The sequence below is a fragment of the Vreelandella lutescens genome, assembly GCF_014640815.1.
GTDB classification, from domain to species: Bacteria; Pseudomonadota; Gammaproteobacteria; order Pseudomonadales; family Halomonadaceae; genus Vreelandella; species Vreelandella lutescens.
The window spans coordinates 295,732-322,279 of the sequence record NZ_BMHM01000004.1 but is presented as its reverse complement, the minus strand read 5'-3'; the positions used below and the strand labels follow the sequence as shown (position 1 = coordinate 322,279).

At 58.5% G+C, this 26,548-nt stretch carries 24 protein-coding genes; 4 read left to right on the top strand and 20 right to left on the bottom strand.

Annotated features, from left to right (window positions below):
* Positions 1–42: 42 nt before the first annotated feature.
* Positions 43–2,007 (top strand): aconitate hydratase, encoded by a 1,965-nt coding sequence (locus tag IEW65_RS12160; protein ID WP_188639738.1) that lies wholly within the window; start codon positions 43–45, stop codon positions 2,005–2,007.
* On the opposite strand, the gene IEW65_RS12155 is transcribed toward IEW65_RS12160, so the two are convergent.
* From IEW65_RS12155 to IEW65_RS12120, 8 genes are all read right to left on the bottom strand, one after another.
* Complete coding sequence (locus IEW65_RS12155) at positions 2,004–3,722, bottom strand: methyl-accepting chemotaxis protein (protein ID WP_229755550.1); 1,719 nt, start codon at positions 3,720–3,722, stop codon at positions 2,004–2,006. The two genes, IEW65_RS12160 and IEW65_RS12155, sit on opposite strands and share 4 nt — an antisense overlap.
* 364 nt (positions 3,723–4,086) lie before the next feature.
* Complete coding sequence (gene ureG / locus IEW65_RS12150) at positions 4,087–4,719, bottom strand: urease accessory protein UreG (protein ID WP_038479289.1); 633 nt, start codon at positions 4,717–4,719, stop codon at positions 4,087–4,089.
* 26 nt (positions 4,720–4,745) lie between these two features.
* Positions 4,746–5,471, bottom strand: coding sequence for an urease accessory protein UreF (locus tag IEW65_RS12145; RefSeq protein ID WP_229755549.1), 726 nt, complete (start codon positions 5,469–5,471; stop codon positions 4,746–4,748).
* Positions 5,449–5,970: an urease accessory protein UreE gene (gene ureE, locus IEW65_RS12140; RefSeq protein ID WP_188639736.1), complete on the bottom strand. Its 522-nt coding sequence runs from the start codon at positions 5,968–5,970 to the stop codon at positions 5,449–5,451. The genes IEW65_RS12145 and ureE overlap by 23 nt, the downstream gene beginning before the upstream one ends.
* A gap of 158 nt (positions 5,971–6,128) precedes the next feature.
* On the bottom strand, positions 6,129–7,844 hold the full coding sequence (gene ureC, locus IEW65_RS12135; protein ID WP_188639735.1) for an urease subunit alpha: 1,716 nt from the start codon (positions 7,842–7,844) through the stop codon (positions 6,129–6,131).
* 161 nt (positions 7,845–8,005) lie between these two features.
* A complete protein-coding gene (locus IEW65_RS12130; protein ID WP_096921858.1) occupies positions 8,006–8,314 on the bottom strand; it encodes an urease subunit beta in 309 nt (102 codons plus the stop codon).
* Between the two features lie 38 nt (positions 8,315–8,352).
* Positions 8,353–8,655 (bottom strand): urease subunit gamma, encoded by a 303-nt coding sequence (gene ureA / locus IEW65_RS12125; RefSeq protein WP_016915359.1) that lies wholly within the window; start codon positions 8,653–8,655, stop codon positions 8,353–8,355.
* A 33-nt stretch (positions 8,656–8,688) separates the two neighbouring features.
* Complete coding sequence (locus IEW65_RS12120; protein ID WP_188639734.1) at positions 8,689–9,573, bottom strand: urease accessory protein UreD; 885 nt, start codon at positions 9,571–9,573, stop codon at positions 8,689–8,691.
* Positions 9,574–9,878: 305 nt separating this feature from the next.
* Between IEW65_RS12120 and IEW65_RS12115 the strand changes: the two genes are divergently transcribed.
* The 3 genes from IEW65_RS12115 (at position 9,879) to IEW65_RS12105 (ending at position 12,354) form a co-directional block, all read left to right on the top strand.
* Positions 9,879–10,217 (top strand): hypothetical protein, encoded by a 339-nt coding sequence (locus tag IEW65_RS12115; protein ID WP_188639733.1) that lies wholly within the window; start codon positions 9,879–9,881, stop codon positions 10,215–10,217.
* A 169-nt stretch (positions 10,218–10,386) separates the two neighbouring features.
* Complete coding sequence (locus IEW65_RS12110; protein ID WP_188639732.1) at positions 10,387–10,845, top strand: DUF2946 domain-containing protein; 459 nt, start codon at positions 10,387–10,389, stop codon at positions 10,843–10,845.
* Between the two features lie 144 nt (positions 10,846–10,989).
* Entirely contained in the window at positions 10,990–12,354 is a 1,365-nt protein-coding gene (locus IEW65_RS12105) for a PepSY-associated TM helix domain-containing protein (protein ID WP_188639731.1), read from the top strand.
* 30 nt (positions 12,355–12,384) lie between these two features.
* Here IEW65_RS12105 and IEW65_RS12100 read toward each other — a convergent pair whose 3' ends face one another.
* From IEW65_RS12100 to IEW65_RS12045, 12 genes are all read right to left on the bottom strand, one after another.
* On the bottom strand, positions 12,385–12,909 hold the full coding sequence (locus tag IEW65_RS12100; RefSeq protein ID WP_188639730.1) for a copper chaperone PCu(A)C: 525 nt from the start codon (positions 12,907–12,909) through the stop codon (positions 12,385–12,387).
* 48 nt (positions 12,910–12,957) lie between these two features.
* Positions 12,958–14,331: a diguanylate cyclase gene (locus IEW65_RS12095; RefSeq protein WP_188639729.1), complete on the bottom strand. Its 1,374-nt coding sequence runs from the start codon at positions 14,329–14,331 to the stop codon at positions 12,958–12,960.
* A 169-nt stretch (positions 14,332–14,500) separates the two neighbouring features.
* Positions 14,501–15,208, bottom strand: a complete 708-nt coding sequence (gene urtE, locus IEW65_RS12090; protein ID WP_188639728.1) for an urea ABC transporter ATP-binding subunit UrtE — start codon at positions 15,206–15,208, stop codon at positions 14,501–14,503.
* Positions 15,208–16,044 (bottom strand): urea ABC transporter ATP-binding protein UrtD, encoded by an 837-nt coding sequence (gene urtD / locus IEW65_RS12085; RefSeq protein ID WP_188639727.1) that lies wholly within the window; start codon positions 16,042–16,044, stop codon positions 15,208–15,210. Before urtD ends, urtE begins: the two co-directional genes overlap by 1 nt.
* Complete coding sequence (urtC, locus tag IEW65_RS12080) at positions 16,041–17,186, bottom strand: urea ABC transporter permease subunit UrtC (protein WP_188639726.1); 1,146 nt, start codon at positions 17,184–17,186, stop codon at positions 16,041–16,043. Before urtC ends, urtD begins: the two co-directional genes overlap by 4 nt.
* 3 nt (positions 17,187–17,189) lie before the next feature.
* On the bottom strand, positions 17,190–18,800 hold the full coding sequence (gene urtB / locus IEW65_RS12075; protein WP_188639725.1) for an urea ABC transporter permease subunit UrtB: 1,611 nt from the start codon (positions 18,798–18,800) through the stop codon (positions 17,190–17,192).
* 84 nt (positions 18,801–18,884) lie between these two features.
* Positions 18,885–20,237, bottom strand: coding sequence for an urea ABC transporter substrate-binding protein (urtA, locus tag IEW65_RS12070; RefSeq protein WP_188639724.1), 1,353 nt, complete (start codon positions 20,235–20,237; stop codon positions 18,885–18,887).
* A gap of 377 nt (positions 20,238–20,614) precedes the next feature.
* The gene (locus tag IEW65_RS12065; RefSeq protein ID WP_188639723.1) at positions 20,615–22,114 is read right to left on the bottom strand and encodes a tripartite tricarboxylate transporter permease; all 1,500 of its coding nucleotides are present in this window, start codon (positions 22,112–22,114) and stop codon (positions 20,615–20,617) included.
* A 49-nt stretch (positions 22,115–22,163) separates the two neighbouring features.
* Positions 22,164–22,646, bottom strand: coding sequence for a tripartite tricarboxylate transporter TctB family protein (locus IEW65_RS12060; protein ID WP_188639722.1), 483 nt, complete (start codon positions 22,644–22,646; stop codon positions 22,164–22,166).
* A gap of 110 nt (positions 22,647–22,756) precedes the next feature.
* Positions 22,757–23,749: a Bug family tripartite tricarboxylate transporter substrate binding protein gene (locus tag IEW65_RS12055; protein WP_188639721.1), complete on the bottom strand. Its 993-nt coding sequence runs from the start codon at positions 23,747–23,749 to the stop codon at positions 22,757–22,759.
* 247 nt (positions 23,750–23,996) lie between these two features.
* A complete protein-coding gene (locus IEW65_RS12050) occupies positions 23,997–24,728 on the bottom strand; it encodes a response regulator (protein ID WP_188639720.1) in 732 nt (243 codons plus the stop codon).
* 26 nt (positions 24,729–24,754) lie between these two features.
* Positions 24,755–26,461 (bottom strand): ATP-binding protein, encoded by a 1,707-nt coding sequence (locus tag IEW65_RS12045; RefSeq protein ID WP_188639719.1) that lies wholly within the window; start codon positions 26,459–26,461, stop codon positions 24,755–24,757.
* Positions 26,462–26,548: the final 87 nt, after the last annotated feature.

Here is a 26,548-nt window from a genome sequence, read left to right as displayed (position 1 = left end):
ATAACCGTGTGATCCATAACAACGATAATCTGGTGATTAACCATGTCTAACTCCTCCCCTGTTCCACCGTTAAACCTTGCCCAGCAATTAATTCAGCGCCATTTGGTCAGCGGCGAGCTAACCCCCGGCAGTGAAATTGCCCTGCGCATTAACCAAGCCCTGCTGCAAGACGTGTTAGGCACCCTCGTGATGCTAGAGCTAGAAGCCATGGGGCTTGACCGGGTGCATACCGAGCCCAGCGTGCAGTACATCGACCATGGCCTTGTACAGGCCGATAACCTAAATGCCGAAACCTACCTGTTTTTAAAGAGCGCCTGCGAGCGCTTTGGGGTGTGGTACTCCGGCCCAGGCAACGGCATTAGCCACCCGGTGCATATGGAAAACTTTGGCGTGCCCGGTGAATCCATCGTGGGTTGCGATAGCCACACCACGGCGGCGGGCGCACTCGGCATGCTGGCGATTGGTGCAGGCGGCATTGAAGTGGCCATGGCGATGGCGGGCGAGCCGCTGTACATCACCATGCCGAAAATCTGGGGTATTAAGCTTGAAGGGCAACTGCCTGACTGGGTCTCAGCCAAGGATATTGTGCTGGAGCTTTTGCGCCGCCACGGCGTGGCAGGCGGCAAAAACACCATGATTGAGTATTACGGGCCGGGGCTTGCGCACCTTTCCGCCATGGACCGCCATGTGCTGGCCAACATGGGCACTGAAATGGGGGCCACGGCCACGGTGTTCCCCAGTGATGACGAGACCCGGCGCTTTTTAGCCTCCCGGGGCCGGGAAGCCGATTGGGTCGCGCTGGCCGCCGAGCCCGGCTGCCACTACGACCTTCACGAGACGCTCGATCTCAGCAAGCTGGAGCCCATGATTGCGCTGCCTTCCAGCCCCGATAACGTGGTCACCGTGCGGGAGGCAGCAGGCCAGCCACTGCATCAGGCGTACATCGGTTCATCAGGCAACCCAGGCTTTCGTGACTTTGCCGTGGTGGCCGAAATCGTGCGCGGCAAGCAGGTGGCCGATGGGGTCTCGCTGGACATCAACCCCTCTTCCCGCCAAGTGCTAACCACGCTGATTGAGCAAGGCTATTTAGCCGACTTGGTCGCCAGCGGCGCACGGCTGCACCAGGCAGGCTGTAACGGCTGTATTGGTATGGGCCAGGCCCCGGCGGTGGGGCTCAACAGCCTGCGCACCGTGCCGCGCAACTTCCCAGGGCGCTCCGGCACGCGGGAGGACAGCGTGTTTTTGTGCAGCCCAGAAACCGCGGCGGCTTCAGCACTGGCGGGGGAGATTACCGACCCGCGCACTCTCGACATGCCCTACCCGCGCCCCCAGGAGCCCGCCAACATCGAAGTGAACCGCGCGCTGTTTAATGCGCCGCTGCCGCCCCATGAGGCAAAGCTAAAAGCGCTGCAAAAAACCGAGAACACCCCGGCCCTGCCAGAGCTTTCCCCTCTGCCTAACCATTTGGATGTACCCGTGCTGCTGGTGGCGGGCGATAACATCTCCACCGACGACATTATGCCTGCCGGGCAGCGGGTGCTGCCGTATTGGAGCAGCGTGTATGCGTCGGCACCGTTCACGTTTGAAGCGGTCGACCCAAGCTATGCCGAGCGCGCAGAAAGCACCCGTACTCAGGGCGGGCACGTGATTATTGGCGGGGCCAACTATGGGCAAGGCTCCAGCCGAGAAAATGCCGCGCTGGTGCCGCGTTACTTAGGGCTACAGGTGGTGGTGGCGAAGAGTTTTGCGCGTATTCACTGGCAAAATTTGATCTGCTTTGGTGCGCTGCCGTTAACCTTTACCCGTGATGAAGATGTCGCACAGCTAGCGCAAGGTGACCGCGTAGTGATCGAGGATCTCTACGCGCAGTTGGAAAGTGGGGCGACGCTCACCGCGCATATCCCCGGTAAGGGGGAGATAACGCTGCATCATGGGCTCAGCTCCCGCCAGCGGGAGCTGATTACCCAAGGTGGTGTGATCAACCACCTGCGTCAGCGTCAGGCTTAAAACGCTTCCCAGTCGTCTTCGCTGCCTTTGGCGGGTGCCGGTTTAGAGGAGAGCGCCGGGCGCTTTAGCTCTTGGCTTGCACCCGCGCTGCTGGTGGGCAGCGCTTGGCGCGATGGGCTTTTTGATTGACGCGGAGCGGGCGCACCTTCCCCCAGCACAAACGAGTTGATCAGCTCGTTCAGATGCTCGGCATGGCGGCGCATATCTGCCGCAGCGGTGGTGGATTCCTGCACCATGGCCGCGTTCTGCTGCGTCATGGTGTCCATTTCGGCAACGGCGGTATTGATCTGCCCGATACCGCTGCTCTGCTCTTTGGCCCCAGCGCTAATTTCTCCAATCACGTCAGTTACTTTCGAGACGCTTTCGACGATCTCACGCATGGTGGCTCCGGCGTTGCGCACCAGCTCCGTGCCGTTATGGGTATGCTGCACCGAGGCATCAATCAGCCCACGGATCTCTTTAGAGGCGTTGCTTGAGCGGCTGGCCAGCGTGCGGACTTCTTCCGCCACCACCGCAAAGCCACGGCCATGTTCACCCGCGCGAGCGGCTTCTACCGAGGCGTTCAAGGCAAGGATATTGGTCTGGAAGGCAATCGCATCAATCATGGTGATGATTTCACTGATGCGCGTGGCAGAGTCGTTGATATCGCGCATGGTGCGCTCAACCTGCTCCATCGCCGCTTCGCCCTGATGGGCCACTTCAGCGGTGGACTGCACTAACTTATTCGCCTGCTGGGCGTTATCCGCGCTGTGGCTCACGGTAGAGGTAATCTCTTCCATCGAGGCCGAGGTTTGCTGCAAATTCGCGGCGGCCTGCTCGGTGCGGGTCGCCAGCTCTTCGGAGCTGTGAGAGATCTCACCCGCCGAGTGATAAACGCTCACCGTGCTGCGACGTACGTCGAGCAGGGTATCCTGCATACGGCCAACGAAGGCGTTGAACTGAACGGCTAGGTTGCCCACTTCATCGTTGCTTTCCACCGAGAGGCGGCGGGTTAAATCACCCCGGCCTTGGGCAATATCGTTCATTGCGCTGGCGGTACGCTTAATGGGCCCAACAATGCGGCGCACGACGCCCACTGCTAACAGAGCGACCACTGCAAACAGAACAGCGCCTAACAGCGCGGCAAAGATAATCGAGTCTCGTAGGTCCGCATTTGCCGCGGCCTCAAGCTCAGCTACCGCGGCGTCTACGTCCGTGACATAAACACCTGCCCCAAGCATCCAGCCCCATTTTTCGAGGCGGTCAATGTAGGAGTGCTTCGGCTCCACATCGCTGGTACCGGGGTACTCCCAGGGGTATTCATAGAAACCACCGCCTGACTGGGCAATACGGATCATATCGCGAATCAGGTAGTCGCCATTGGGGGTTTGCAGGTCGATTAAATTGGTGCCCTGGCGGTCAGGCGAAAACGGCAGCACGATATTGGTGCCGTCGTATTCATAAACAAAGACATAGTTATTGCCTTCAAAGCGCATGGCGCGAAGCATATCCGCCGCCTGCGCTTTGGCGTCGGCGTCATTAGCGCCCGCTTGGTCGTAAATAGGTGCAATCGCGGTGGTCGCCATCTGGACGATATCGCGCACAGCGTTGCGACGCTCTTCAATCAGCATCTCGCGCTGCTCAACAAGCGTTTCTTGGGTATCTTGAATACGACTGTAGGCATCGAAAGCTACCAGTGCCACCGTGACGAGCAGCAAAGGGAGTAGCACGAGCATCAACACTTTCATCTGGAGACTTAAACTGCGTTTTTTCATCGTAGAGGGAGGGCTCGCCATTGCGTATCTTCCAGTGGGTCGTGGTCAGATGTTTGAATTTTTGTAAATTTATTATCGACCTAGGCGCCACTAGCTTTAGCCATCTGGGGGCATTTTTTTGCTTTATGAACAACTCATTAACTCAATAAACGCGGTTTCATAACCTAGGTTAAGGTTATCAATCGGTTATCAGTTCATGGTAGCGAAGTGGTGGCCAGGGACGGCCCGTTTTGGCACGCTGCCATCCACAAAACAATGCTGCCCAGCTTCGCTAACGCGAAGCTGGGCAGCTTTTTTATGCGGCGAGGTTTGAGCAGCCTAAAGGTTACGCCGTTGCCGCCTGGGGGCGGCGCTCGTCCAGCATGCCTTTATCTAGGATAAAGCGAATAATCTCTTCAAGGCCTACACCGTCGTAGAGGTTGGTGAAGACGAAGGGACGCTCACCGCGCATTTTTTTCGAATCGCGTTCCATCACCTCAAGCGAGGCGTGAACCTGCTCGGCAATGTCGATTTTATTGATAATCAACAGGTCCGATTTGGTAATGCCGGGGCCGCCTTTGCGGGGAATTTTGTCGCCTGCCGAGACGTCGATCACGTAGAGCGTTAAATCAGACAGCTCGGGGCTGAAGGTGGCCGAGAGGTTGTCGCCACCGGACTCCACCAGCACTAGCTCAAGCTTGGGATGACGGGCGTGCAGTTCGTCAATTGCCGCCAGGTTCATGGAGGCATCTTCACGAATCGCCGTGTGCGGGCAGCCGCCGGTTTCAACACCCAAGATGCGATCCGCGGGCAGCGCATCGTGCTTGAGCAGGAAGTCGGCGTCTTCGCGGGTATAGATGTCGTTGGTGACCACGGCGATATCGTAGTAGTCCCGCAGCGCTGAACAAAGCTGCTTGAGCAGCGCGGTTTTGCCTGAACCAACCGGGCCACCCACGCCAACGCGTAAACAGTGAGTCATTCTTTTCTCCTAAATAACAGCGCTCATTAACTTCTAAACAAGCGGGAATATTGGGTTTCGTGTAGGGCGCTGGCCAGCGCAACGCCGGGCAGCGCGGGGCCGAGTTCGTCATCGTCAAGCTGTAGCGCTTGGTCAACCGCAGAGACCAGCTCACCGCGCCGCTGTTCAATAATGCGCTGCGCCGCCGTATGGCCTAAGGGTAAGGCTTTACAGGCGACTGCCAACTGATTTTCCAACCACGCCCAGACAAAGCCGAGCAATGCTTGGCGAACGGGTATGCCACGTTGGTAAGCCGCCCATGAAAACAGCGTGACATAGCCTGCATGAGGCGGTAGCAAGGGCGTCAGTGAGTCTTCACTGGGCAGCCCTTCATTTTTGGGTAATAGGTCGAGACTGCCCAGCAGCCGCTTCAGCGATGCACCCAAGCGGCTGTCTTCGGCGGCCAGCTCCGCGGTTTCACGGGTGGCGGCCAGCCACTCGTCCCACGCCGCAACCGCAGCACCATCCTGCTGCTCAAATGCGCAATACAGCCGCTCGATCAGCGGCAGCTCGCAGCGGCTCAGGCCATCCTCCAACACGCCGGATAGCCACTGAGAGAGGCTTGGCTCATCACTCACCCAGCCTAGTTCAAAGGCGCTCTCTAGCCCTTGGGAAAAGGCGAAAGCCCCAATGGGCAGTGCGGGGCTGACGAGCTGCATCAGCCCTAGCAGGGCGAGGTCTGAGCGCTGCTCAGTGGGCATGGTGGTGCTCATGCGCGTGGTCGTGGTCTTGGTCGTGGGAGTGAGAATGGCTGTGCGAATGCCCACCACCCACTTGGTTGTAGGCTCCCGGTTCGGGGTCGAAGGTGGCGTTATGGTGCTCAAGTGTGGCACCCAGCAGCTCGGCCAGCTCTTCGAGGACGTGGTCGGGTGGGAAGCGTACCCAGCCGCCTTTCGCATCTTCACCCAGTGCGAGCTGCACATGACGGTTGCCGAGGTGGTAAGCAAGCCGTGCCAGCGGTAAGCCAGTGCTCACTCGCGCGGTCACCACGGGTTCGATCGCGGCGCAAATGCGCACGATCTCACCATTTTCGGCTTTCAGGCCTTCGCCATCGCGCAGCACGGGGCCACGATCCAGAAACAGCCCTAGCGGCTGGCCGCTGTCGCTCTCGGCTTTTAAGCGGCCGCGAATGCGCAGCTCGAAGGGCAGTGTCAGCGTGTCGCTGGCGGTGTCCTCATCTACGGGGCCGAGGCGTTCAATCAGTTTCAACATCGATATCGTCCTGTTATAGCCTTGGGGGGCTCGCCGGGAGCAGCCCTACGAGAGGGCGCTGTGAATACCTCCCTGTACGCTACTTTTGCCATCCCTGGCAAAAGACCCTCTCTACGGGCTGCCCCCGGCTCTCGTGTCACGTGGGGTATGTCCTACATTCAAAACAAGTGATACCGCTGCGCCAGCGGCAGCTCGGTCGCGGGCTCGCAGGTGAGCAGTTCGCCGTCGCAGCGCACTTCGTAGGTTTGCGGGTCGACGGTGAGCTCAGGGCAGGCATCGTTGAGCTTCATATCTTTTTTACGCACGCCGCGCACGTTTTTACAGGCGGAAAGCGTGCTTTGTAGACCCAGTCGCTCTTTAATGCCTGCGTCTATCGCCGCTTGGCTGACAAAGTTGAGCCGGGTCTGGCTGGCGGCGCGGCCAAAGGTGCCAAACATGGGGCGGTAGTGCACCGGCTGCGGCGTGGGGATGGAGGCGTTGGGGTCGCCCATCGGCGCACCGGCAATCATGCCGCCTTTCAGAATCAGCGCGGGTTTGACGCCGAAGAAGGCAGGCTTCCACAGCACCAAATCCGCCAGCTTACCCACTTCAATGGAGCCTACTTCGTGGGCGATGCCGTGGGTAATGGCGGGGTTAATGGTGTACTTAGCGATATAGCGCTTGGCGCGCAGGTTATCGGCCCCCAACGCTTCATCTTCCGGCAACAGGCCGCGCTGCACCTTCATTTTGTGGGCGGTTTGCCAGGTGCGGCAGACCACTTCACCCACGCGCCCCATGGCCTGGGAGTCGGAGGCGATCATCGAGATCACGCCCAGGTCGTGGAGGATATCCTCGGCGGCGATGGTTTCGCGGCGAATACGTGAATCGGCAAAGGCCACGTCTTCGGGAATATTGGGGTCCAGGTGGTGGCAAACCATGAGCATGTCCAGGTGCTCGTCGATGGTGTTCACCGTGTAGGGCCGTGTGGGGTTGGTGGAGGACGGCAGCACGTACTCTTTGGAGCAGGCGGTGAGGATATCCGGGGCGTGTCCGCCGCCTGCACCTTCGGTGTGGTAGGTGTGAATGCCGCGCTCTTTAAACGCCGCCAGAGTGTCTTCGACAAAGCCGGATTCGTTAAGCGTATCGGTGTGAATGGCGATCTGCACATCGTACTTTTCCGCCACGCTCAGGCAGGTATCAATCGAGGCGGGGGTGGTGCCCCAATCCTCGTGGAGCTTGAGACCCATCGCGCCCGCTTCCAACTGCGCTTCGAGCCCTTCCGGCAGGCTGGCGTTGCCTTTGCCGAGCAGGCCGATGTTCATGGGCAGGTCGTCCACGGCCTGGAGCATCTTGCCAATGTGCCAAGCGCCGGGGGTGCAGGTGGTGGCGTTGGAGCCCGTGGCGGGGCCAGTGCCGCCGCCCAGCATAGTGGTGACACCGCTCATCAGCGCTTCTTCTACCTGCTGAGGGCAGATAAAGTGAATATGCGCGTCGATGCCACCGGCGGTGAGGATTTTGCCTTCGCCTGCAATCACTTCGGTGCCGGGGCCAATCACGATCTCCACATCGGGCTGGGTATCGGGGTTGCCTGCTTTACCAATGGCGGCAATGCGGCCGTTTTGCAGCCCCACATCGGCTTTGACGATGCCCCACCAGTCTAGAATCAGCGCGTTGGTGATCACGGTATCCATCACCGTGGCATCCTGGCGCTGGCTTTGGCCCATGCCATCGCGGATGACTTTGCCGCCACCGAACTTCACTTCTTCACCGTAGTGGGTGGCGTCTTTTTCGACTTGGATCCAGAGTTCGGTGTCGCCCAGACGCACGCGGTCGCCTACCGTGGGGCCGTACATATCGGAGTAGGCTTGCCGACTGATTTTGTTTACCGGTTTCATATTTGCCTCTGCCTCAAGCGTTGAGTCCAGTGCTGGGCGGCCATCGTCTGTGTGACACGCTGTGGATACATCCCTGTACGCTTGACTGCGCCATCCATGGCGCAGACAGTCACCCAGCCGATGCCCGCCCTACCGTCGGTTGTTCTTTATTAAGCCGTTGGCTAATCCAGCGCACCCATCACATCGCCGCGGAAGCCGTAGATTTCACGCTTGCCGACAAACGGAATCAGCGTGACTTCGCGGGTTTGGCCGGGTTCGAAGCGGATGGCGGTTCCGGCGGCGACGTCCAGGCGATAGCCACGGGTTTTATCTCGGTCAAACACCAACGCAGGGTTGGCTTCGGCAAAGTGGTAGTGGGAGCCAAGCTGAATGGGTCGGTCGCCGGTGTTGGCCACCTCTACGGTGATACGCTCGCGACCCGCGCACAGCTCGATATCACCCTCTTGTAACTGATACTGTCCTGGAATCATTGGGCCGGACATCATGGCGCTCTCCTAGTGGGGGACGGTTAGTTGATCGGCGTGTGGACGGTGACCAGCTTGGTGCCATCTGGGAAAGTGGCTTCTACCTGCACTTCATCGACCATCTCCGCCACGCCTTCCATCACGTCGTCTCGGGTCAGGATCTCGCGGCCATAGCTCATTAAATCCGCTACGCTGCGGCCATCCCGTGCGCCTTCCATAATCTCAAAGCTGATCAGCGCTACCGCTTCGGGGTAGTTCAGTTTTAAACCACGCGCTTTGCGGCGCTCGGCAAGCTGGGCGGCGGTAAACAGCATCAGCTTGTCTTTGTCTCGTGGGGTCAGTTCCATGAAGTGTCTCCAGCGTTATCAGCGTGTTGCTTATTAGGTTAGCCAAATGCGCGGCGTATGCGCTTCGCGCTCAATCCAGCGCGGCCGCAGCAGGTGCCAGGCCTGTTCACACAGCGCCCAGGCTTCGTTACGAGAAGTGCCTAGATAGCGCAGCAGCAGTACGCCGTGGCGCACGGTTACCGCCCAGCGTGGGTTATCCGGCAGCGCTTCGCGCAGTGCTTCAATGGCCGCAGCGGCATCGTCAATGCCCACCGCCCAGAGCGTGGCCTGCACCGTTGCGCCGCCCTGCCCCCAGCGGCCCGCAAAGCGAGGGTGCGCGGGGTCTAGCGGCTGGCGTTCAAGCCACAGCGGTTTGCCATCTAGGGTTAAGCGAAAGTGCTGTTCAATACGCCCAGAGACATAGGGCAGGTCGCTGGCCGGGCGGCCGAGCGCCATCACTTCCCAGCCTAGGCAGCGGGCATTGCCCTGCAGCGCGATATGAGTGCGCTGAGCGCCCTTTGAGCCGTTAAACGCAATGGTTTCCTGGGGCAGCCACTCTAAGGTGCCGTCCTCTTCTACCGTCAGCTCGGTGTGCTGTGTCCAGGCCACGCCTTGGCTGTCGGCTTTGTAGAGTTTATTGGCAGCGGGCGTAGTGAGCAGCGCATGGGCATCGCGCTCGATATGGGCGCGGATGGTCAGCGCATCACCGCTCACGAGTCCGCCGGGCGGGTGCAATACGTAAACGTGGCACGCTTCCTGGTTGCCTTCCGGGTAGAAGGGGCGCTGTACCCGTAACGGCCCTTGGTGGCGCGCTTGCACTAACCGGGTCACGCCATCGCGGTTGGCAAAGCGCAGGGCCAGCGAGGCGGCCCAGCGGCGCTCGGCGTCAAAGCGGTGGCCGGAACCAGCAGCGGGTGGGGCGAGTTCGCTCAACATCATGGGGCGCTGTCGCTTCCTTGTGGATAAATCATTGCCTTACAAATGCAAAGAATGCGCCAAAATGGTGAAAGGCGATACTTCCTAGTCGCTGCGGGTACTCGCTCGCCCCATTGCTGACAGATCAAGCTGAACCAAGCACCAAAAGAGCTCACCGAAAGATCAATTTGCACCAAATTGGAACACTCATGACGATATACACAGCGCCTGGGCATACGCTTTTCGCCACAAATCATTCTTTGCTTAAAAATAAAAGGTTGGGGTAAAGTCAGTGAATCCGCCATTACGCGCTCTTGAGAAGCACACCCATGACCCTATCCGCTCGTCTTTCTGCCCCGTTTTTATTCAGCCTACTGAGCAGCCATGTCGCCGCACAATCGTTACCCAGCGGTGCGCTTCAGGAGGGCACTCTCTCTAACCAGCAGTTGATTCAGGATGCGATGCTGGGCGTGGCGGCCAAAGTGGCTACGCTGGGTTGCCAGCAGCCTGAGTCGTTTCAACCCTACGTGCTGGCGATGCCTCAGGGGAGTGAAGGTTCTCGGTACTGGCGGGAGCTGTGGGTGGTTCAGGGCTGCAATTCGGAATTTCCTGTAGAAATTCGCTTTAGTGAGGCGGGCCTTGGGGCAGCTAACTATACGATTGAGTAACGGCTGATTCCGCTGCGGTGCGGGCCCTCTACGGTTAAGCAACACAGAGTGACGTGTCACGTGTCAATTAACCGCACAATGGTGCGTTAACCACGGGGCACTTTCAGATACTATGACGCCGTTATTTCGTTAAGAAACGAACATGAAGCCCACAATGCGTATCCCGTAGATGCATTACTTCCGCTCAGCAGACTCTTTTTGGTATCGCACAGCGCTCTACTTAGCGTTCGCTGCGATTTACCTGCTATTTGCGGGGCCGCTACTGTCTCAATGGCAGGCGCAAGCTAGCTCTTTAGATCACTCCTCAGAACACTCTTCAAAACACGCGCTAGAGCACTTATCAGAGCACTCCCCAGCTCACGCGCACGGTCATGACGGCACTGACCTGTGTGAGACGCCTGCTCCGTCATCTCACGCCAATAACCCGCTGCACCACTGGTATCACCAGTGTGACTATTGCGGTATATGGCAAAACACGCCGACCGCCCCCCATCATTTACCCGCCATTGGCAGCGTGGCCTTTATCACTCGTACGCCGCTGCCAACGGCCTTTACCCAGCACGCTGCTGCGGTACAAGCCTACCCCCACGCTTATCCTCGCGCTCCACCCTCGTTAAACGTCATTTAACTAAGCGGGTTTACCACTCAAATGGTTTACCTAACTGGCCAGCTAAAAACGGGCTTGGCTGGCAAATAAATATCGCGTCTTAAACGCCGTGTGAGCGCCGCCGCGTGCGGGTAACACGGTGCTTTGAGCGCTTGGAGCGTGTGCATGACGACAATGAGTTCCACACAGACAGCGCGCAAAGCGTCGCTTGATCTGTATCGCGCTGTTTGGCGCTGGCATTTTTATGCAGGCCTGTTAGTCCTGCCTTTTTTAATCGCGCTCTCGCTGACCGGGGCACTCTATTTGTTTGATGACGAGCTGGATGCGCTGATCCACTCTGACCTCAAGCGCGTAGAAGTTCAGCAGGCCACCCAGCCTGCCGCCTCACTCGTGAGCTCGGCGCTGCGGGAGCACCCCGGCACGGCGGTGAAATACACCTCACCCGCTACGCCGGAAAGTTCGGCTGAAATTACCGTTAACGCCCTGACCGGCGAACGATTGGCGGTGTATGTAAACCCTTACACCGCCGAGGTACTGGGCGCGCTGGACGACCGGGGCACGGTGATGTGGACCGTGCGCTACCTGCATAGCTTCAAGTTCTTCGGGCAAACCCCGCGCAAGCTGATCGAGATAGCGGCGGGCTGGTCGATCCTGCTGGTCGCCACCGGCATTTATCTCTGGTGGCCGCGCAACGGTAGGGGCGGCGTGGTGAGCGTGCGCGGCAAACCCAAAAGCCGAGTGTTCTGGCGCGACCTGCACGCGGTGCTGGGGATCTTTATCGGTGGGTTTATCGTGTTTCTGGCCATTACCGGCATGCCGTGGTCGGGCGTATGGGGCGGGCAGGTCAACCAGTGGGCCAACGGCAACAACTTTGGCTACCCCACGGGGGTTCGCGTGGAAGTGCCGATGTCCAACGCTTACTTAAGCGACCAGGGCAGCACCAGTTGGTCGCTGGAGCAGGCGCGAGTGCCGGAATCAACGCCACCTGCCGTGCCTGCCCCGCGCATTGGGTTGAACAACGCAGTGGCTCAGTTAGAAGCGCTGGGCCTACAGCAGGGCTACAGCGTCAATCTGCCAACTACGGCCGCCGGGGTGTATACAGGCTCGATTTATCCCGATGACTTAACCCAGCAGCGCGTGATTCACCTCGATCAATACAGCGGTGAGCCGCTGCTCGACATGAGCTACGCCGACTATGGCGCGCTAGGCCGCTGGCTGGAATTTGGGATTAACGTTCACTTGGGGCAGGAGTTTGGGCTCATCAACCAGCTCTTCCTGCTGGCGGTATGCATCGCCATCATCGTGATGTGCGTGTCCGCAGGCGTGATGTGGTGGAAGCGTCGCCCATCAGGGGCCATGGGCGTGCCGCCCTTGCCCGCTGATAAACGCGTGTTTCGTGGGCTGATCGCCCTTCTCGTGATTGGCGGCGTGCTGTTTCCGCTGGTAGGCGCGTCGCTGCTAGTGATGTTGATGATTGACTGGCTGATCGTGCGGCCACTTCAGGAACGCCGCCCCGCTCGCCAAGGCTAACGGGGCGGTAGGCTGACGCAGTGGGCTGGCTCAGTGCGCGGAGTGACCGTGGCCACCCTCATGGTGGCCACCTTCCGGAGACTCCCCTACGGGCAGCACCTGAAGCTCAATCTCAATGGGCTCGGCGTGCTGGAACTCCAGCGTCACGGGTACGGGCTCACCCTCAACAATGGGTGAGCCCAGTTCCATAAACATCAAGTGCAAACCGCCCGGCGCGAGCGTCACGCTCTCGCCCGCCGGTATCTCAATGCCACCGGTTAGCTGCGCCATGCGCATCACATCGCCATCCATCTCCATGGTGTGAATCTCGACACGCTCAGTCAGCGGACTGGTCGCTCCCACTAACGTGTCATCCCCCTCACCGTGATTAGTGAGCGTGACAAAACCACCGCCTGCGCCAGCCCCGGGGGGTGTAGCGCGAGTCCAGGGTTGCACTACCTCAATAGAGGAGTGGCCTGCCATTTCCCCAGAATGATCGCCGCCATGGTGAGCAGCTACCAGCGGTGGACACATCAAAAACAGTGCGGTTAACAGCGTAAAGCGGCGCATCAGCATAGCGTTCTCCATCGGTAAAAAAGCCAAAGCCTATCTCTGATCACGATATTACTCAGCGGAAGCCGCCACCACCACCCGATTTCGCCCACTGCGTTTCGCTTGGTACAGCGCTTGGTCGGCGCGCTGCATGGAACGCTGGTAGTCTGGGTGACCATCATGAAGCGTTAACCCTACACTCACCGTGACATTCAACAGTGTATCTGCTGCCGCCAGCATCGGCTCTTTGGCCACGGCTTGGCGTAGCCGCTCGGCGAACAAGCGGCTACCGTCTTGATCCGTATCCACCAGAATTATCAAAAACTCTTCACCGCCCATCCGAAACACGTAGTCGCCGCCTCGGGTAGAGCGGTCCAGAATGCTGGCGACCTGCTGCAGTACGTTATCGCCCGCGTCATGGCCGTGGGTATCGTTGATCGACTTGAAGTGATCGATATCCACCATCAGCAGCGCAAAACACTTCTCCGAGCGCCTTGCGAGTTCGATTTCACGGTTCAACACGACCGAGAGAAATTTACGATTCAGCAAGCGCGTCAAGCTATCGCGGCCAGCCTCAAGCCCCGAGGCGCGATCCAGAATATCGTCCAACAGCATCAGTATTGTGCGGGCCGCATCGCGAATATTACCCAGTGCAGCAAGGCGGTGCTGACGGTCTGGATGCGCTAACTGAGTGAGCCACTCCTCATCCACCAAGTGAACATGCCGAGAGATGGTGGCTATTTCCGGCGCGCCCTCAAAGGCGTGGCACGCTTTATGGTGATACCAGAGCCCAAACTCAGAGCTGGCTAACCGGGGCAGTGCGCTGGTTGCCTGTTGAGCCGCAACGGCGAACATAAGCGCGTTTTCCCAATTCAACAGCGCGGAACGCTGCCGCTCGCGCTCATCGCCAATACTCTGGGTTAACGAGAACAGCTTATACGCCTCCTCTGTACGGGCATTACGATTATTCGCCACGGAGTAGGCATGGCTCATTATTTCCATCGCCATATCAATATGATCAGATACGTAAACCGCTGCATCACCAGAAGAGAGTTCAGCGCTAAAGGTGTTATTAATCTGCTCATAAAGCGCCTGCTTTAACTGCCGTGCGCCGTTAAGTACCAAGTTAACTGGAATATCGATACGCGCATGCACCTGCCCCACTTTTTCCTGCTGCTCGACCAAAGATTCAAAGTCGGCGTGCTCGACAGTAAACATAGCGCTCAACCAGCGCTGCATGGAGGGGTGCAGACGTTTTTGCACTTGGTCGTTGGAGAGAAATAGCGAGGCATGGGGGTCTTCCAGCATGACTCGGTAGAAGCGATCCGCAAAATAGTCGCGGCGAGATTCCACCAACCTCTCCACCGCTTGGCGAAGTGCCGCCGGCGTACGCTCTAAGAGTGCTTGCCACTCAGCGGCGAGCTGATGTTTATCTTTATAACGCATACCCCACCCAACGATTATTGTTGAAACCCACCATGTTACACATAAAACCAAAGTGCCAATGCGAACCTAGCGCAGGGTTTTAAGCAATAAGCCCTCCTTGATATATAAAAGGAGGGCTTTGGTATAGATAGTGCACAAGCAAAACGCAGCAATAGCGGGTGTGGATAACTTAAACCGTTAAGTGCTGCTTAATCAGCTCGTTAGAGAGTTCACTGATTTCACCTTTGGCGACCGGACGGCCGCGATCCATGATCACGAAGCGGTCAGCGTACTTGCGGGCGAAGGGTAGCTTCTGTTCTACCAGCAGCACCGTCAGGCCGTCCTCTTTGATCAGTTGGCGAATCACCTGGCCAATCTGGGCGACAATATTGGGCTGAATACCCTCCCCTGGCTCATCAAGAATCAATAGCTTCGGTTCGATCACCAGCGCGCGACCAATGGCGAGCTGCTGCTGTTGCCCGCCGGATAAATCGCCGCCCCGGCGGTGCTTCATCTCTTTGAGCACCGGAAACAGCTCGTAGATGCGCTCGGGGATTTTTTTCAGCCCGTCGCCCCGGGCAGCCAGCCCAGTGCGCAGGTTCTCCTCCACCGTCAGTAGCGGGAAGATTTGCCGCCCTTGGGGCACAAAACCGATGCCCATGCGCGAGCGTGCTTCCACGGCTTTTTTGGTGAGTTCGATCTCGCTGCCATCACCCTGGTAGCGCAGCTGGCCGCTTTTGACCGCCACTTCCCCCATGATGGCTTTCATCAGGGTGGTTTTCCCCACCCCGTTGCGACCCATTACGCAGGTGCACTGCCCGGCGGGCACGTCTAGGTCTAAGTCCCACAGCGTATGGCTCTCGCCGTAGAACTGGTTGAGCTTTTCAATCGCTAGCATCAGGCGCTCTCCTCTTCATCCGACCCTAAATACACCTCGACCACTTTGGGGTCATTGGAGACCTGATCCATGCTGCCTTCGGCCAGCACGCTGCCCTGGTGCAGCACGGTTACCTTGCGCGCAATCGAGCGTACAAAGCCCATGTCGTGCTCTACCACCACCACCGACTGCTTGCCAGCCAGCCCCGTGAGCAGCTCGGCGGTGCGTTCCATCTCCTGTTCGGTCATCCCGGCCACCGGCTCATCTACCAGTAGCAGGCGTGGGCGCTGCATCAGCAGCATGCCAATTTCCAGCCACTGCTTTTGGCCGTGGGAGAGAATCCCGGCGGGCTGAAAGCGCAGGGCGGTCAGGCCGATGGTTTCCAGCACGTCATCAATGCGGTCTTTAATCTCCCCGGTCATGCGGGCGGTCAGCGTGGGGAAGATGCGCTTGTCGGCAGCCATCGCCAATTCCAGGTTCTCGAATACGCTGAGCGCTTCGAACACCGTGGGCTTCTGGAATTTGCGGCCAATCCCGAGGCTGGCGATTTCCGGTTCATTCATATGCAGCAGGTTGTGGCGGCTGCCGAACCACACGCTGCCTTCGGTGGGCCGGGTTTTGCCGGTGATGATGTCCATCATGGTGGTTTTACCGGCCCCGTTGGGGCCGATAATGCAGCGCAGCTCGCCGTCGTCGATGGTCAGGTTGAGATTGTTGATGGCTTTAAAACCGTCGAAGCTGACGGTGACATCTTCCATATACAGAATCGGACCGTGGCGGACATCCACCGGAGATGCTTCAGGTGCCATGAACTCAAACACCCGATCCCGCGCTTTTAGCGACTGTAATAGGCTCATACGGCGGCCTCCTTGGGTAGGTGATCATCCTCTTTACGGCGCTTGAGGTGGCTTAACAGCCCCGCCACGCCTTTCGGCAGTAGCACCGTGACCAGCACGAATAGCGCGCCCAGGGCGAATAACCAGGCGTCGGGCATAATGCCGGTGAAGATGGTTTTGGCGTAGTTGACCAAAATAGCGCCAATCACCGCGCCATACAGCGTGGCCCGGCCGCCCAGCGCGACCCACAATACAATTTCAATCGAGAACAGCGGCGAGAACTCACTGGGGTTGATAATGCCCACCTGCGGCACATAAAGCGCCCCGGCAAGGCCCGCCAGCATGGCCGACACCACAAACACAAACAGCTGGAAGCGCTCGACGCGGTAGCCAATAAAGCGCGTGCGCGCTTCGGCATCCCGCGTGGCCACACATACTCGGCCCAGCTTGCTGGTCACAATCGCCCGGCAGAGGATATAGCCCAGCGCCAGCGCCACGCCGGTGGCGATAAACAACCCCAACCGCGTGGCATCGCTACGCAGGTTAAAACCGAGCAGCTCGCGGAAGTCGGTCAGGCCGTTATTGCCGCCAAAGCCCATCTCGTTACGGAAGAAGGCCAGCATCAGGGCAAACGTGAGCGCCTGGGTAATAATCGAGAGATACACCCCCGTTACCCGTGAGCGGAAGGCTAAAAAGCCAAACACCAGCGCCAGCAGCCCCGGTGCCAGCAGCACCATGGCAAAAGCGAACCAGGCCATATCGAAGCCATGCCAGTACCAGGGCAGGCTTTCCCAGTTCAGGAACACCATAAAGTCCGGCAGTACCGGGTGGCCGTAGGTGCCGCGTTCACCAATTTGGCGCATCAGGTACATGCCCATGGCGTAGCCGCCAATGGCAAAAAACGCCCCATGGCCCAGGCTTAAAATACCCAGATAGCCCCATACCAGATCCACCGCGACGGCGAGCAGCGCGTAGCTCAGGTACTTACCAAACAGGTTAACGGTGTAAGCGTTCACATGCAGCGGGTGCCCCTGGGGCACCGCCAAATGCAGCACGGTGACCAGCAGCAGCGCGGCAAACAGCACGCCTAGAAAGGTCTGGGTGGCCCGCTCACCGAACGGGCGGGTGAGCCAAAACTGGCTGGATGTTGCTTGCGTCATCATAGGTTAGCCCTCCGCAGCCCGGCCCTTCTGCGGGAAGAGTCCACGCGGGCGTTTTTGAATAAACAGAATGATGAAGACCAGCACGATAATCTTGGCCAGCACCGCGCCCGCCCAAGGTTCCAGCACTTGGTTGATAATCCCCAGCGAAAGCCCCGCCACTAGCGTGCCCCACAGGTTACCGACGCCGCCAAACACCACGACCATGAACGAGTCGATGATGTAGTTCTGGCCCAGGTTGGGGCCCACGTTGGTGAGCTGAGAGAGCGCCACGCCCGCCAAGCCCGCCACGCCAGAACCCAAGGCAAAGGTCATGATATCTACGCGAGTGGCGCGAATACCCATCGAGCGCGCCATAGCGCGGTTTTGGGTCACGGCACGCACTTCAAGCCCTAAGCGGGTGCGGCGCATAATCAGCATCAGCCCGGCAAACACCACCAGCGCAAAGCCCAGCACGTACATACGGTTGAGGGTCAGCGAGAGCGCGTCGTTGATCACCAGCGAGCCGCTCATCCACTCCGGCGTGACCACAGTACGGTTGAGCGGAGAAATCACCGTGCGCACCAGCTGCTGAAGAATCAGGCTGATACCGAAAGTGGCCAGCAGGGTTTCCAGCGGGCGGCCTTTGAGGAACTGAATCACACCCCGTTCAATGGCAATGCCCACCAGGGCGGCCACCATAAAGCCCGCCGGAATAGAAAGAATCAGCGCCAACCCAGGCTGGCCGGGCAGCAGTTGCTGCATCATCCAAGTGGTATAAGCGCCCAACATCATCAGCTCGCCATGGGCCATGTTAATCACGCCCATCACGCCAAAGGTAATCGCCAGGCCAATGGCAGCCAGCACCAGCACCGAGCCAAGGCTCAAGCCGAAGTAGAGCGTCTCCAGGCCTCGGTTAATCTTGAGCTGCTGTTCAATGCCTGCCAGCGCCGCTGCTGCTGCATCGGCAACAATCGGGTCGTCGCTGTTCGCCGCACGGCCTAACGCCACGCGGGCGCGGGGGTGGAGGCTGCCGGTGAGGGCTTCTACGCCGGCCATCTCACCCTGCTCAGCGCGGTAAATCGCCACCGCCTGGGTGAGCCGCATGCGCACGTGATCATCTTCTGCCTCGGCAATCACCGGTTCGAGCGTTTCGGCTAGCTCACCGTCGACCTCGCCCAGCAGACGATCCGCAGAGGAGCGACGACGCTCAACGTTAGGCGAGTAGAGATCCACCACGGCGATGGCGCTGCGCAGTTGATTACGCAGCGCGTTATTAATACCGATACGGTCCAGGTCACGGCGTGACATGTCGCCCAGCGACTCTTTGGTCAGCGCATCGGCCACCGGCCAGTCGCGGCCTCGGTTATCAAGTACTAGTACAAAGCGGCCATCGTCGGCGCGCTGTAAGCGCCCATCCAGCAGCGCCTGCAGCCAGTCGCGGGCGCGCTCATCGTCGCTTTGTAAAATAGCGGTAATGGCCTCGCCTTTATCACGATAGGAGTTCACATCCAGCGCGCTGAGTAGCGCTAGCGCCGCTTGGTCATCGGGGGTCGAGGGGTCACTTTGTGCCTGTGCCGTCATGGCGGTGCTCAACAACACCAGACACAGTAGCCCCAAGGAAAGGAAACGCCTCATGGGGTTCTTCCTTTGGTGATCGAATAGGGGGAGATAGCGTGCTCCCCTGCTGCGCCGCTACACAGGCACAGCAGGGGACGAAAGTTACTCGGCGAGTGCTGCTTCGGCTTCTTCTGCTGCGGTGCTGCCACCACAAGAACCGTTCACAACGTTAAAGTTGCCGCACTCCATGGGCTTGCGCCAATCAGCGATCAGGTCACGTGAGCCCGGCAGGTAATCCGACCACGCATCGCCTGCAACGGTAGAGGGCGTTTGCCAAACGATGTCGAACTGGCCGTTATCCTGAACTTCGCCAATCAGTACCGGCTTGGTGATGTGGTGGTTAGGCATCATCGCCGCGTAGCCACCAGAGAGGTTTGGCACGGTCACGCCGATGATCGCGTCTTTAACGGCGTCCACATCGGTGGTGCCCGCTTTACGCACGGCTTCGGCCCACATGTTGAAGCCGATGTAGTGCGCTTCCATGGGGTCGTTAGTCACCGCTTCTTCGTCACCGGTATGTTCAATCCAGGCGTCGATAAAGTCGTAGTTAGCGTCGGTGTCCACGCTCATAAAGTAGTTCCAGGCGGCCAGGTGGCCCACCAGCGGTGCGGTGTCGATCCCGGAAAGCTCCTGCTCACCCACCGAGAAGGCGATGACGGGGATATCCGCCGCATCAATGCCTTGGTTAGCCAGTTCGCGGTAGAACGGCACGTTGGCGTCGCCGTTAATGGTGGAGATCACGGCGGTGGGTTTGCCCTCTTCGCCAAAGCGGCGGATTTCAGAAACGATGTTCTGCCAGTCCGAGTGACCAAACGGCGTGTAGTTGACCATGATGTCTTCTTCGGCCACGCCGTGCTCATCTTTCAGGAACGCTTCTAAGATACGGTTGGTGGTGCGCGGGTAGACATAGTCAGTGCCGATCAGCGCGAAGCGCTCAATGCCCACTTCGTTGATTAAATACTCAACGGCAGGAATGGCCTGCTGGTTAGGCGCGGCACCGGTGTAGAAGACGTTTTCAGACGACTCTTCGCCTTCATACTGCACCGGGTAGAACAGTAAGCCGTTGAGCTCTTCCACGACTGGCAGCACCGCTTTACGAGAAACGGAGGTCCAGTTGCCGAAGATCACATCCACTTCTTCCTGGGCCAGCAGTTCGCGGGCACGCTCGGCAAACAGCGGCCAGTTGGAAGCGGGGTCTACCACCACGGCTTCCAGCTGACGACCCAGCAGGCCACCGGCTTCATTCTGCTGTTCGATCAGCATTTCCACGGTATCTTTCAGGGTGGATTCACTGATGGCCATGGTGCCGGAGAGCGAGTGCAGAATACCGACTTTGATCGGATCATCTTCTTGGGCCACCGCTTGCGCGCTGGCGCCCATCACGGCGGCAGCGATGAGGGCAGTGGCGAAACGGCTAAGAGTACGTGGGTGTGTCTTGCGCTGCAGTGTGGTCACTTGAACCTCCTTGCGCCCCTTATGGTTGGGGCTCGTTATTGGGGTACCGCGACCAAGCGTTGTCGTTATTGAGGCGACGGGGCACTTGGTGCGTCCACTCGTGGGTCGCGAGTTACAACTCGTATTCACACGTCGCTATACACACTGCAAGGGGTGCGCCAATGTGGAACAAAGGCCACTATTAAAAATATAATCAATCACTTAGCTGTGTACAAAAAACACAACTCAGGCGACTTAGCACCAAGATGGCGCAACGCAGTGGCTCGCATGCACGATATTCATGCACCAACACGGCGCTTTGCACCATTGGCTGGGATGCACCATAAAAAAAGCGCCCTAGCAGACGCTAGGGCGCTTTGGGGGTACCGCACTGAGCGTTAGTTAGCGGCAGCAGCGGCTTTGTTACGACGCTTCTTAAGCAACGGCAGGCCCAGCGACAGAGTCGCAATCACCAGTAGCGACAGCGAAATCGGCTTATCGATAAAGGTGGTCCAATCACCCCCAGAGATCTGCAGCGCCCGGCGCATGGACTCTTCCATGATGTTGCCGAGAATCAGCGCAAGGATCAGCGGTGCGGTGGGGAAGCCAAATAGACGCAAGCCTAAGCCCAGCAGGCCGAAGCCCAATAGCAGCAGCAGGTCGAACACGCTGAAGCTCATGCCGTAGACACCGATCATGCAGAAAATCAGAATCATTGACAGCAGCAGCGGGCGCGGCAAGTCGAGGATTTTGGCAATCAGCGGAATCAGCGGCAGGTTAAGTACCAGCAGGAAGATGTTGCCGATATACATACTGGCAATCACGCCCCAGAACACATCCGGACGCTGCTCCAGCATCATCGGGCCAGGCGTTACACCCATCACCAGTAGCGCACCCAGCAGTACTGCCGTGGTACCCGAACCCGGTACACCCAAGGTTAAAAGCGGTACGAACGAGCCAGTACAGGCCGCATTGTTGGCTGCCTCTGGCGCTGCAACACCTTTGATGTTGCCTTTACCAAACGTATCGCCATCTTTGGCCAGACGCTTTTCCATGCTGTAGCCCAAAAACGAGCCAATGGTGGCACCCGCGCCCGGCAGTACGCCGGTGAAGAAACCAAGCACAGAGCTGCGGCTAATCGGGCCCGCAATTTGCTTCACTTCGCTACGGCTCAGTTTCAGTGAGCCAATCACGTTGCGCGGCACCTCTTTACCACCGCCGCCACGTAGCAGCATGTAGAACACTTCCGCCAGGGCGAAGATACCCAGCGCCACCACGAGGAAGTCGATGCCGTCGAGCAGTTGAATCGAGTTGAAGGTAAAGCGCTCGGTACCGGTTTGGGTATCGATACCTACAATCGAGATCATCACGCCAATAACGGCCGCAATCAGACCTTTGACCAGCGACTTATCCGACAGCGATACCACCGCCGTTAAGCCAAGCACCATCAGGGCGAAGTACTCTGCCGGGCCAAAGCTCACCGCTACTTTAGACAGCAGCGGGGCCACCAGCATCAAAAAGACGACCGATACCGTGCCACCGATAAACGAAGCGTACGCGGCAATGGCCAGCGCTTTACCCGCCATGCCCTGCTTGGCCATTGGATAGCCATCGAAGGAGGTGGCTACCGTACCCGCCACACCCGGGGCGTTGAGCAGGATAGAAGAGGTCGAGCCGCCGAAAATAGCGCCGTAATAGACCCCTGCCATCAGAATCAAGCCGGAAGAGGGTTCCATGGCAAAGGTAATCGGGATCATCAGTGCCAGCGCGCTGATCGGCCCTAGGCCTGGCAGCATACCGATAATGGTGCCGGCAAATACACCAGCGAATACGTAAGCGATATTGATTGGCTCAAGCGCGATGCCAAAGCCGTACATCAGATTATTTAAGGCATCCATGGGAGTGTCTCTCGTTAAAGCCCGCTACAGGTGCAACCGCATGCCGTGTTTAGAACGGCAGTACGCCCGTGGGTAGGTAAACATCCATTACCCGCGTCATGGTCAGGTAAAGGGCCAGCACCACACCCAGCGATGACGCCAGGTTCACGCCGTGGCGTCGGTAGCCGTAATAGGCAGTCAAACCAACGCAAAGGAGCGTTGAGGCCAGCACGAAGCCCAATGGCACCAGCAGAAACGCGTAAGCCGCAATGGCCAGCGACGTTACAATGACACGCGCCCAGGGAGTGAATAGCAGCGGCCCGTTAGTGGCCTCATGATCAATCTCATCCGCCCCAGCAATGGCGCTCGGCTTTTCAAAAAACAGCAGCGTGGCTAGCAGCAGCAGGGAGACGCCCAACACTTTAGGGAACAGGTCGGAGTCCACCGGACGCGGTAGAGGAAACGTAGGAATTTGCCAGGCCATGGCCAAATAAGCAGCCGCTAACAGCGCCAGCACGAGCGCTAGCCACTGGTTCACATTTAATCGAGTCATTGGGATTTCTCCGAAGGAGCCCGCGCTTTAGCGCACTGGCCCTCGCGGTAACAGACGAAGTCCCGGCGGCGGATGCGCCGCCGGGGTATCTCTAACGGGTGCTGACGGTATTAGCGCATCAGGCCCAGGTCGGTCAGGACGCTGCTGAACTGCTCTTGCTGCTGGTCCAGGAACGCGCCAAACTCTTCGCTATCCTGGTAGGCATCAATCCAGCCCAGCTGGTCGCTGGCTTCACGCCATGCGGTCGTTTCCAGCATGTCGGCGAAGAGTTCTTCGTAGTAGGCCACCGCTTCTTCCGGCATTTCCGGTGCACCCATCACGCCACGCCAGATATCGAAGGTGTAGTCGAAACCCTGCTCTTGGTAGGTCGGCACTTCCGCTAAACCGCCGCCCAGACGCTCTTCAGAAGAGACGCCCAGCGCACGCAGCTGGCTGCCTTCGCCCAGTTGGCCAACGGCTTCACCAGCACCGCCGATAACAGCTTCAATATGGCCGCCCATCAGGTTGGTCATGGCATCGCCACCACCGGAGAACGGAATATAGTTCACCGCAGAAGCTTCCATACCCGCTGCCGACGCAAGGCCTGCCATCGAGATATGATCCATAGAGCCCGGTGCACTGCCGCCGCCAACGCTCAGGCCGGGGTTGGCTTTCAGCGCTGTAAACAGGTCTTCTAGATCTTGATATTCAGAATCTGCCGCCACCAGAATGATGGAGTAGTCCGTATTGATACGGGCGATCGGCGTAAAGTCAGTGTGATCAAAGCGCGAAGCGCCGGCCAGCGGCACCAGAATCATGGGCGGGCTAGTGGCGAACAGTTTATGCGGGTTACCGTTGTCGCGAGCTACCTGGGCCCAAGCCACGGCACCGCCGCCGCCAGGTACGTTGATCGCTGCGAAGCTCTCATCGGCCAGGGATTCTTGCTGAATCACGCGAGACATGGTGCGCACCAGCGTGTCCCAGCCACCGCCTGGGTTAGCCGGGGCAATAAATTCGATAGAACGGCTTGGGGTCCACTCTTGCGCTTGGGCAGAGGTCGTCATAGCAAGGGCAGCCATCGGCAGGGCAAGCACGGCGATGCGCTTTAAGGAAAGCGTAGTCATTGGCGTTCTCCACATTATTGTTCAGGCGTTATTGTTAATACGGTGTTTTGGTTGGCGCGGATTATTATGTGCGCCGAATAATGAACCAAAAGCACGACTAACCAGCAGCGCTTGGCGCTCGGTGATTAGCTTTGTGTGGTTACGCAGTGAACGTTAGAAGAGTGCCACCCCTATCGGCAAGCTTATGACCATTAACAACAAACTGTTCTTTTTGTGCGTTTTGTTCATTTTGTTCACGGCCATTACATTACAGCGCTTCCAGCCACCCTTTCGCGGCTTCCAGCAGCCGATAACGGCGCTCGGGGCGGCCTACATCGCCATACCCTAACTCCGCACTCACCGCCTGTTCAGCCACGAGATATTCTAAATAACGCCTTGCGGTTGAACGGCTAGCGCCCATCGTACGCGCCACCTGCATGGCGGTGAGCGAATCAGGCTCCGTTGCCAAGGCATCCAGCACACGGCGCAGCGTTAACCGGTCGATACCTTTCGGTAACGCGCGATGAGTGGCGCGCGTGGGCTCACTGGGCGTCACGCGCGCCAGCACGTGGTCCAGCTCGTCCTGGCTCATCTCGGCACGGTTGGCCAACGCTTCGCGTTCGCGGCGAAAACGGGTCAGCATCTGGTTCATGCGCCCAGCTTCAATGGGTTTGATCAGGTAATCAAACACCCCACCACGCAGCGCCTCACTAATGGTTTCTACCTCTTTGGCGGCCGTCACCATCACAATATCCACATGCACATAGTCCCGTCGGATGGCCCAAAGCAGCTCTAGCCCTTCGACATCCGGCAGGTAGGCATCCAATAAAATCAATTGAATGTCGGCAGCATGCTGCGCCATCAGCGCTTTGGCTTCGCTGCCGTTACGGGCCATGCCGACGACCGCAAAACCGTCGCTCTGCTCGATAAACGCACGGTGGATATCGGCAATGCGAAAATCGTCTTCGACGACCAAAATGCCGTATTGCGTCGCAGACATGGTGTTTCCTCTTATTAGCATCGTTATTATAGGCGGCGTTGTGAAAACGAAGACGGCGTAGCGGGATCAGCACAGAGTGAACGATCCAACACAGCAATAAAGCACGCACCTCCCAGCTCGCTCTCTTCTAACGTTACCGCTCCTCCGTGCTGGCGACAAAGTCTTGCCACCAGCGCCAGCCCAATCCCCCGGTGCTTGCCGGTTTTGGTCGAAAACCCATCCACAAAAATGGCTTCCGCGTGTTCAGCGGGCACGCCAGCACCGTTATCTTCTACTTCTATCAATAGCTGCTCGCCCAAGTCAGTGAAAAACAGCCGCACTTTTGGCTGGTCGCCGCAGGGGCCATTGAGGGCGGCGTGGCAGGCGTTATCCAGTAAGTTGCCCACCACGCTCATCATCACCTCCTGACCGGTGGGTGTCAGCGGACAGGAGAGCGAGCTCTGCTCGTCGATCTCCAGGGCAACGCCCAGCTCGCGGGCGCGGGTAAGTTTGCCCAGCAACGTGCCGCTCAGCACCGCATCCGCCACGTGGCGCATTAAAAAGCTCATTTGCGCCTGGGCGCGCTCGGTTTCCTGATGAATCAGCGCTAGCGCCTCTTCAATCCGCTGTAGCTGCAGCAGCCCCGAGATGGTGTAGAGTTTATTGGAGAATTCGTGGGCTTGTGCGCGCAGCATATCCACATCGCGACTGGCCTGGGTGAGCGCTTGGGAGAGATCGATAATTTCTCGGCGGCTACGGAAAGTGGCCACGGCCCCTTCTATTTCGCCTTCATGCAGAATCGGCACGCGGTTGACCACCACCGGGTGATCCCCAAGCCACATTTCTTGGTCAAACTCTTGCTCGCCGTGCTTTAACACTTCCAGAAGCCGTGAGTTGGGAACAACCTCACGGATCGGTTGGCCCAGCAGCACATGCTCATCGGTCAGTTCTAGAAAGCGCCGGGCCTGCTGGTTAACGAGCGTAATATGGCCATCCCGGTTCACCGCTAAAATTCCTTCGTGAATCGACTGGAGAATGGCTTCTTTCTCCATCGCCAAACGAGCAATTTCATAAGGCTCTAAGCCTAGAATGATCTTTTTAAGGTGCTGCGATAGCCAGTAAGCGCCCGCAAACCCCAGCAAAATCATGAGCGCCACCAGCGCCCAGCCGAGGCTGGTGTAGCGGGCAACGTCCATATCGACGCGGTCGAGCATAAAGCCCACCGAGACCACCCCGATAATATTGCCCTCTTCATCCCATATCGGCGTTTTGCCGCGCATAGCGGTGCCCAGCGTGCCGGTCGCCTCTGAGACATACGACTGCCCATAGATCAGCGCCTGGTCGTTATCGCCACCCACCATGGGCTGGCCGATACGCTCTGGCACGGGGTGGGAGTAGCGGATCGACTGAGCGTTTCCCACGACGACATAACGCGCACCGGTTTCTTGGCGCACGCGCTCGGCCAGCGGCTGAATAATGAAAGAGGGGTCAGGCGTGGCAAAGGCGTTTACAATCTGCGGCATACCGGCCACGGTTTTTGCCACGGCCAGTGCTCGCTCACCCATTTGGTGAGTAATAATTTCAGCTTTACGATGATTGAGGTAGGTGCCCTGGGCCAGCAGCATGCCCGCTAGCAGCAACCCCACCAGCATCATTACTTGCAGGCGGAAGCTGCGCTTGTACCAGCGACGCTTGGCGCGGGTGCGGCGCCAGCGCTGTAATTCAGCCAGCGTTCTAGGGCGTGGGGCGGTCATAAGGGAACTCACAATGCGCGACAGCGTCATTATGGCACGCAGCGCCTAGTGGCGTTAGTTGCGCTTTCGCCTCACTTTGCTTATATA

What these genes read in the sequence shown, in the direction of transcription:
- IEW65_RS12160 (WP_188639738.1), top strand. Translation starts at nt 43, where the DNA reads ATGTCTAACTCCTCCCCTGTTCCACCGTTAAACCTTGCCCAGCAATTA.
- ureG (WP_038479289.1), bottom strand. Translation starts at nt 4,719, where the DNA reads ATGACTCACTGTTTACGCGTTGGCGTGGGTGGCCCGGTTGGTTCAGGC.
- urtD (WP_188639727.1), bottom strand. Translation starts at nt 16,044, where the DNA reads ATGAGCCTATTACAGTCGCTAAAAGCGCGGGATCGGGTGTTTGAGTTC.
- IEW65_RS12120 (WP_188639734.1), bottom strand. Translation starts at nt 9,573, where the DNA reads ATGATGTTGAGCGAACTCGCCCCACCCGCTGCTGGTTCCGGCCACCGC.
- urtB (WP_188639725.1), bottom strand. Translation starts at nt 18,800, where the DNA reads ATGAGGCGTTTCCTTTCCTTGGGGCTACTGTGTCTGGTGTTGTTGAGC.
- ureE (WP_188639736.1), bottom strand. Translation starts at nt 5,970, where the DNA reads ATGTTGAAACTGATTGAACGCCTCGGCCCCGTAGATGAGGACACCGCC.
- IEW65_RS12115 (WP_188639733.1), top strand. Translation starts at nt 9,879, where the DNA reads ATGACCCTATCCGCTCGTCTTTCTGCCCCGTTTTTATTCAGCCTACTG.
- IEW65_RS12060 (WP_188639722.1), bottom strand. Translation starts at nt 22,646, where the DNA reads ATGACTCGATTAAATGTGAACCAGTGGCTAGCGCTCGTGCTGGCGCTG.
- IEW65_RS12130 (WP_096921858.1), bottom strand. Translation starts at nt 8,314, where the DNA reads ATGATTCCAGGACAGTATCAGTTACAAGAGGGTGATATCGAGCTGTGC.
- IEW65_RS12055 (WP_188639721.1), bottom strand. Translation starts at nt 23,749, where the DNA reads ATGACTACGCTTTCCTTAAAGCGCATCGCCGTGCTTGCCCTGCCGATG.
- ureA (WP_016915359.1), bottom strand. Translation starts at nt 8,655, where the DNA reads ATGGAACTGACCCCACGAGACAAAGACAAGCTGATGCTGTTTACCGCC.
- ureC (WP_188639735.1), bottom strand. Translation starts at nt 7,844, where the DNA reads ATGAAACCGGTAAACAAAATCAGTCGGCAAGCCTACTCCGATATGTAC.
- IEW65_RS12045 (WP_188639719.1), bottom strand. Translation starts at nt 26,461, where the DNA reads ATGACCGCCCCACGCCCTAGAACGCTGGCTGAATTACAGCGCTGGCGC.
- IEW65_RS12095 (WP_188639729.1), bottom strand. Translation starts at nt 14,331, where the DNA reads ATGCGTTATAAAGATAAACATCAGCTCGCCGCTGAGTGGCAAGCACTC.
- IEW65_RS12105 (WP_188639731.1), top strand. Translation starts at nt 10,990, where the DNA reads ATGACGACAATGAGTTCCACACAGACAGCGCGCAAAGCGTCGCTTGAT.
- IEW65_RS12100 (WP_188639730.1), bottom strand. Translation starts at nt 12,909, where the DNA reads ATGCTGATGCGCCGCTTTACGCTGTTAACCGCACTGTTTTTGATGTGT.
- IEW65_RS12145 (WP_229755549.1), bottom strand. Translation starts at nt 5,471, where the DNA reads ATGAGCACCACCATGCCCACTGAGCAGCGCTCAGACCTCGCCCTGCTA.
- IEW65_RS12110 (WP_188639732.1), top strand. Translation starts at nt 10,387, where the DNA reads ATGCATTACTTCCGCTCAGCAGACTCTTTTTGGTATCGCACAGCGCTC.
- urtC (WP_188639726.1), bottom strand. Translation starts at nt 17,186, where the DNA reads ATGATGACGCAAGCAACATCCAGCCAGTTTTGGCTCACCCGCCCGTTC.
- IEW65_RS12155 (WP_229755550.1), bottom strand. Translation starts at nt 3,722, where the DNA reads ATGCTCGTGCTACTCCCTTTGCTGCTCGTCACGGTGGCACTGGTAGCT.
- urtE (WP_188639728.1), bottom strand. Translation starts at nt 15,208, where the DNA reads ATGCTAGCGATTGAAAAGCTCAACCAGTTCTACGGCGAGAGCCATACG.
- IEW65_RS12065 (WP_188639723.1), bottom strand. Translation starts at nt 22,114, where the DNA reads ATGGATGCCTTAAATAATCTGATGTACGGCTTTGGCATCGCGCTTGAG.
- IEW65_RS12050 (WP_188639720.1), bottom strand. Translation starts at nt 24,728, where the DNA reads ATGTCTGCGACGCAATACGGCATTTTGGTCGTCGAAGACGATTTTCGC.